General features: G+C 54.3%; 3 protein-coding genes. All 3 read left to right on the top strand.

Annotated features, from left to right (window positions below; all coding sequences use genetic code 11):
• The first annotated feature begins 161 nt into the window (after window positions 1-161).
• Window positions 162-1,043, top strand: coding sequence for a LytTR family transcriptional regulator DNA-binding domain-containing protein (locus tag ACTNBK_RS16270; RefSeq protein WP_441147674.1), 882 nt, complete (start codon window positions 162-164; stop codon window positions 1,041-1,043).
• Between the two features lie 229 nt (window positions 1,044-1,272).
• Window positions 1,273-6,435: an S-layer homology domain-containing protein gene (locus tag ACTNBK_RS16265; RefSeq protein ID WP_441147672.1), complete on the top strand. Its 5,163-nt coding sequence runs from the start codon at window positions 1,273-1,275 to the stop codon at window positions 6,433-6,435.
• A gap of 654 nt (window positions 6,436-7,089) precedes the next feature.
• On the top strand, window positions 7,090-7,457 hold a 368-nt coding region (locus tag ACTNBK_RS16260), incomplete at its 3' end, for a recombinase family protein (protein ID WP_441147670.1).

Here is a 7,457-nt window from a genome sequence, read left to right as displayed (position 1 = left end):
AAGCAGATAAATAATGGCTATTTTGCACTGAAATCACCTTAACCAAGCGCAAATGGCGGCTAATACATTGAGTAGAAACAGGATAAAGGCTTTTATTCAGAGGTTCCCTAACTTATGTTACCGAAATTTTTTGCATTCCTATGCCCGGCAACGAGGTGCAGTTGAAATCCGACAGAAAATGTGTGATAATATTTCTGTCTATATTTTCTGTTCAGCGTGAAAAGGAGGTGTTTACCGTGCGGGATGGGAAATACATTACGATCATGTCAGACAGAACACAGCTTGTACTGAATGCCAGCACGATTCTATATGTCCTGATGATTGATAAAACTGCCGAGATCCATGTGTCCGGCGGGAAGATATACAAAGCGCGGATGAAGATCAGTGATCTGGAAGAAGCACTGGGGGACAATTTCCTCAAAGTCCACCGGGGCTGTTTGGTGTCCGCCAGAGCCATCCATGACATCACCGACCACATTGATCTCAACAACGGCGAATCCTTGATCTATACACTCCGAAAGAAAAAGCAGATCATCGCTCAGTTCCAGGCTGCTCAAAAACGTCTCATCAGCAGTTTTGCCCAAGACGAAGCCCCCTCCACTGAGGAGGAATACCAGGCCCATTACTGCGGCTTCGAGGCTATGCCCTTTGCGTTTACGGACATCGAAATGATCTTTGATGAGAAGCGCCGGGCGGTGGACTGGGTCTTCCGCTATGGAAACCCTGCTCTGGCAAAGCTGGAAGGACTGCCGCTTAAAACGCTCATCGGCAGCTCCTTCGGCAGCCTGTTTTCCAATATGGATGCCAAATGGCTGCGCCTATACGAGCGCGCCGCCCTATATGGGGAAAGACTGGAGGTCATGGATTACAGTCCGGAGATCGGCGCGTGGCTGCAGGTGATCTGTTTTCCCACCTTCCAAGGTCACTGCGGGTGCATCCTGTTCGACCTCTCAGACATCGCATATACCAAAATCAGCAGGCAAGGTAGTCAGGCAATGATGCGCTATTTCGACAAGTCACAGGAGATGACCGATAGTCTGTAGCCGCTCCATATCCGAATCGCCGTCCACGTGTGTCCATTTCCATGGACAGACATGGGCGGCGTTTTTTTTGCTGTCGTTTCACGCCTCTTAAACGTCGCTTCACGCCAAGTCGATTGACAGGAGCGAGAGCAGCCCTTATAATAATTTCTGTTTAACCTTTGCAAGCCGAAAAGACAGAGCTTGCCTTGCCATGCCGGCAAGAAAATTTTGACAGAAAGGATAGGAGAATATGAAAAGAAAACGAAGAATACTTAGCCTGCTGCTTAGCGGCGCAATGCTGTTTTCCCTCTGTACCCCAACGGTCTTTGCCGAGACGCCGACACAGGACAGGGGGCAGACCATTACGGAAACGGGCGGTTTATGCGAACACCACGCCGAACATACGGAGGATTGCGGCTATTCCCCCGCAGCCGAGGGGACGCCCTGCGGATATGTCTGCGAGCTATGCGGCGCGGGAGATAATACCCCGTCCAATGCGAAGGCTGTCACGGTGGCAAGCGTACAGGCCATGATCGACGCTTTACCGAACGCAGAAGAAATCACTGAAGATAACGCCGAAGATGTCAAGGCGCAGCTTGACGCCATAGACGAGGCGAAGGAGAAACTCTCCAACGAGGAAATAGATGAGCTGGATTTTACCCGGTATGCGGAAGCTGCCGCTGCATTGGGGGCGCTGGCTGCGCCAATGCTATTGGCTAATGATTCGCCTAATGAGCAGTTTTCCCTCACTCCCGGCGGCAGATATTATTTTGACCTCTCCGGCGCAAACATCCCCGGAACGGCAAACGGCAGCCTGCCGGACAGCACCCTGCACTATGTCCCCTTTACCTATGTGGGGACGATTAACGCCTATTCCCGCAACTCTGAAGGTGTACGCACTGATGATACGGTAAAGCCTTACGCCCACAGCCTGTTTGTGGCGGACTACAATGTAACGCATACGGTAAGCTGGAATGACTTAAATACGAAAAGTCTGATTTTCGGCAAAAATTATGCCAGCGGCGGCGTGCACTATACCCTGCGTGCGCCGTCTGCGGGAAGTAACTCTACAGGCTCGGGCGATTCCGGTCCCGGCGTGCCCCAAAGCAACGAATGGGACACGATACTGAACAAGAACAGCGGATATATCCAAAACTGGAATGAAATAATTTCGTGGGGACAGGATACTTCTTCTGGCGGCGCGTCGTACCGTGCGGTTCGCGGGTACGATTCGGCCCGCTACTGGGACCACCACGGTGCTTCGGTCTCCCACCCGGGCGTCGGTTTCCGCCCCATCCTTGAAGTCCTGAACCCTGACACACTGAAGTCTGACGGACTGAAGGTCGTTACCCTTGACCTGAACGGCGGAACGCTCGGCGGTAGCTCCGATGCTATTCAAATCATCGTGAAAACCGGCAGCGAGTTTGCCGCGCCCGCGTCCGATGGTCTGAACCGCCCGAACGGAGATACTGGCAGTTACTTCGTGTGGCTCGGAAGCAACGGGAAGCTCTACGCCCCCGGCGACAGTGTTCCGGCGGACGTTACCAAGCTCACGGCGCAGTTTACTTTATCAGAGCAGTTTTCCCTCAAGCCCGACGGCACCTATTACTTTGACCTATCGGCGATGAATATTCCCGGAACGGCAAACGGCAATCTGCCGGACAGCGCCCTGCACTATGTCCCCTTTACCTATGTGGGGACGATTAACGCCTATTCCCGCAACTCTGAAGGTGTAAGCACTGATGATACGGTAAAGCCTTACGCCCACAGCCTGTTTATCGCGGACTACGCCGTGACCCATACCGTCAGCTGGGATGAGCTGAATGAGAAGGGTCTGATTTTCGGCAAGGGCTATGTCGCCGGCGGCGTGGACTATACCCTGCGCGCACCGTCTGTGGGAAGTGCTTCTACAGGTTCGGGCGATTCCGGTCCCGGCACGCCCCAAAGCAACGAATGGGACACGATACTGAACAAGGACAACGAATATATCCAAAACTGGAATGAAATGTTTTCGTGGGGACAGGATACTTTTTCTGGCGACGCGTCGGGCCGTGCGGTTCGCGGGTACTCTTCGGCCCGCCTCTGGAGCCACCACTCTGCTACGATCTCCACTCCGAGCGTCGGTTTCCGCCCCGTCCTTGAAATCCTGAACCCTGGCGACCTGGGCGCTAACGGCCTGACGACCGTCACGCTGGACCTGAACGGCGGCCATGTGGGACGTGATGCTACTGCTGTTACTGTCAATTTGGCGGTGAAATCCAGCGGGACATACACCGCTCCCAGCAGCGACGGCCTGACCCGCCCCGATGGAGATACGGGCAGTTACTTCGTGTGGCTTGGAAGCAACGGCAAGCTCTACGCCCCCGGTGCCAGTGTTCCGGCGGACGTGACCAGCCTGACTGCCCGGTGGGAAAAGCAGGTTCCCACGCTGACCGCCCCCACCGCAAACACTCTGGTCTATAACGGCAGTGCGCAGGCGCTGGTCACCGCCGGTACTACAGCGGACGGCACCATGCAGTACAGTCTGAATAATACAAACTGGAGCGACAGTGTTCCCACCGGCACCACCACCGGCAGCTACACCGTTTATTACAAGGTCGTGGGCGACAGCAACCACACCGACAGCGAGCCGGCTTCGGTCAGCGTCACCATCGCGCCCAGGTCCATTGCGGACGCTTCGGTCACGCTGGGTGAATCGCTGACCTACAACGGCTCCAGCCAGACCCAGACGGTTACCGTGAAGCTTGGTGAAGTGGATATCACCAGCTCCTGCAACGTGTCCAACAATGTGCAGACCAACGCCGACAGCTACACCCTGACGGTCACGGCCAAGGACAATTCCAACTACACCGGCAGCGTGACCAAGGACTTCACCATCGCCAAAAAGTCCATCACGCCCACCATTGCAGTGAGCGGAACCTATACCTTCACCGGCAGCGCCATCACGCCCGCCTTCACGGTGAAGGACGGCGACACCGCTCTGACCGACAGTGATTATACCGCCGTTCTCGCCGACAACATCAATGCCGGCACCGGCAAGATCACGGTCACGGAAAAGACGACCGGAAACTACACCTTCAGCGAAGCGCAGCAGAGCTTTACCATCGGCAAGGCCGCCGCGCCGATGCTGAACAAAATTTCTGTCGAGCAGAAGTACACCGTGAACACCCAGCAGAGCAAAGACATCGGCCGCGCGGGCATGCCTGCCGACGCCGGCACCCTGACCTATACCAAAGGAACCATGTCCTGTGGTGATGTCGTTTCTATAACCGACTGGGATGTGGATAACACCGGAAAAGTGACCTACACCCTGTCCAGCAGCATGCCCAGCCGCGCGACCCTGCGGGTGGTCATCTCCTCCGACAACTATGAGAACGCCACCGTCGAGGTCAATATCGAACTGACGGAAAAGGATGTTCCCACGGTCAGCGCCAACGACATCACCGTGGCCTATACCGGCTCCGCTGTTCCGGACAGCGCCATTACCGGCACCGCCAGCGTGGAAGGCAGTTGGAGCTTCAAGAACGCGGCTCCCGTGAATGTTGCGGACAGCAGCGACAGCGTGACCGTGGTGTTCACCCCCGCGGACACGAACACCTATGAAACGGTTGAGGATATCATCAAGGTGACCATCAACAAGGCCACCCCCACCGGCACTCCCGCTTACACCGCCATCACCTCCTCCGGCAAGACCCTGGCGGACGCAGCTCTGGCCGTGGGCAGCATTACCCCCGCCGACGGTTCCATCGCGTGGGACGTTGCCGATGACACCGTTGTAACAGCTAACACCGCCTACAACTGGACTTATACTCCCACTGACGGGGACAACTACAACAATCTGACCGGAAGCATTACGCCCTATGTGGTGTCCTACTCCGGCGGCGGCTCTACCGGCGGTGGTTCTTCCTCCGGCGGCGGCTCCAGCAGCTCCACGGTTGTAGAGCGTCCGGATCAGACCAAACCGGACATCCCGACCACCAGCCAGACCAAGCCGGCAACACCGGATAAAAACGGAAATACCAGCATTGACGGCAACGCCGTACAGGACGCGATCAACAAGGCCACCGCTGACGCGAAGAAAAATGGAACCACCGCAAACGGCATTGCTGTGGTGGTTCCTGTAAAGATGGATGCCAAACTGAAGGATGTACAGATTACCCTGAAAGCGGACACGCTGGATAAGCTGGTGTCCTCCAATGTCAAGCAGTTCACCATCGACACCGATCGTATGGCAGACTTTGACTTCACACTGGATACCCTCAAGGAGCTAAACCGCCAGACCGGCGGCGAACTGATTTTGAAGATCAAAAAAACGGTTGTTTCCTATCAGGAAGCCAAGAAAGCCATAGGAAGCCGTCCGGTCTATGACATCACACTTGAGTGTGTTAAGGACGGCAAGAAAACTGCTGTCAATCTAAATGGAGAGACCATCAGCGTTGCCATCCCTTATACTCCGGCGAAGAATGAGAAGACCGGAAATCTGTATGCAGTCTATGTGGACAAGACCGGAAAGGTGGAATGGCTGACCAAATCCAGCTATGACGCAGACCAGAAAGCCGTAATCTTTGAAGCGGCACATTTCAGTATCTATGGTGTGGGCTACAAGAACCCAGTTCCGAACTTCACCGACATCAATGGTCATTGGGCTAAGGAACATATCCTGTTTACGGTCAGCCGCGGGCTGTTCTCCGGCACAAGCAAAACCACCTTTAGTCCGAACACCACCCTGACACGGGGAATGTTTGTCACTGCCCTTGGGCGTCTGGCAGGAATCAACCCGGCAGATTACAAAAACGGGAAATTTACTGATGTGAAAACCGACGCCTACTACGCTCCCTATGTCAACTGGGCGGCAAGCAAGGGCATTGTGAATGGCACCGGTGCTACCACTTTCGCCCCGGATAACAAAATCACCCGTGAGCAGATGGCAGTGATTATGAAGAACTACGCCGATAAGATGGGCTATTCTATCCCGAAAACGCTGGAGGCTGTGACCTTTGCCGACAACGCGCAGATTTCCTTCTGGGCAAAGAATGCGGTCAAGACGATGCAGCAGGCAGGCGTTCTCTCCGGCAAGGCGAATAATCTGTTTGACCCGAAGGGCAACGCCACCCGCGCTGAAGCCGCCACCGTCCTACACCGGTTTGTGGAGGTCATCATCGACCCGCAGACCGCAAACGGCTGGCAGCAGAATGACAGCGGCGAATGGAGTTACTACAAGGACGGAGAGCCGGTCAAAGGCTGGCTCTCCGACGACCAGAAATGGTACTGGCTGGACAATAACGGCAAGATGTTCTCCGGCGGTTGGAAGCAGATCGACGGCAAGTGGTACTACTTCTATGCGGACGGCTCTATGGCGGTCAGCACCAAGGTGGACGGCTATGAAGTCGGCGCGGATGGTGCGAGAAAGTAACTTACTACAAATTCGGAAAGGACACGAAGCAGCATTGGAGTGTATTGAAGCAATAACAATAGATGCCGCAAGCGGTTTTCGGGACATATAACTTCTGCTGCTTTGTTCCATTCCCATAGCGGTGCAAGGGAGGCCGCTTATGGGTAGATACCCCTTTTGACCTTTCTCCACCGCTAACAGGTGGAGACCTCCAAAATAAAATATCCAGTCCAATCAGGGCGCAAGTGAACTTACCATCACTTGCGCCCTATTTTTGTACGCGCTGTTTCTACATAAAACCTAAAAAAGCTGGAAAAAAACACAAAAAATGCCACCGCAGGAGGACAAGAAAGGACAAGCCTCCTCCTGTCAGACATTTTTTCTATAATAACTTCCCATTCGACAGCGTTCCTGACGCCGGCGGCCCTGGATGCCGGTCGCCGCCCCGTTTCGATTCGTCCGCAAACCAACCCACGAATCGAAACGGAGGAACACCATGAGCAGTGAAAGAAAACAACGGTATCTTTACATACATAGTCACACCATCCTCCCGGCTTTGCCGCATACTTGCGCGGCGATGGATTCTCCGCTACGATGTTCATACAGGGATATTCCCTGTGGAGCCATCACGCCGCACGAGGTATGGAATCTGGATTGTCGGGAGGGAAAATAAAGATGACTACAAAAACATACAACGTCGGCATCTACTGCCGTTTAAGTAACGACGATGAACGCGACGGTGAATCCGTCAGTATTGAGAACCAGAAGCTGCTGCTTCAGAACTATGTGAGACAGCGGGGCTGGAATGAAATTGATACCTATATCGACGATGGCTATTCAGGTACGAATTTTGACCGTCCTGGGGTCAAGCGGCTGATTGAGGATGCCAAGGCCAAGCGGATCAATGTGATTCTGGTCAAGGACCTGTCCCGGAGACCATCCCACATTTTGTGTAAACCTCCAAGGTGGTGTATAATAGAAGCACCACAGTGGAGGTTTTATTATGGCAAGAAAGAAACGCACACCGGAAGAAAATGCCCGCA

The organism is Intestinimonas sp. HCP28S3_D6 (genome assembly GCF_052065695.1).
GTDB lineage: Bacteria > Bacillota > Clostridia > Oscillospirales > Oscillospiraceae > Intestinimonas.
This window is presented reverse-complemented; position numbering and strand designations above follow the sequence as displayed.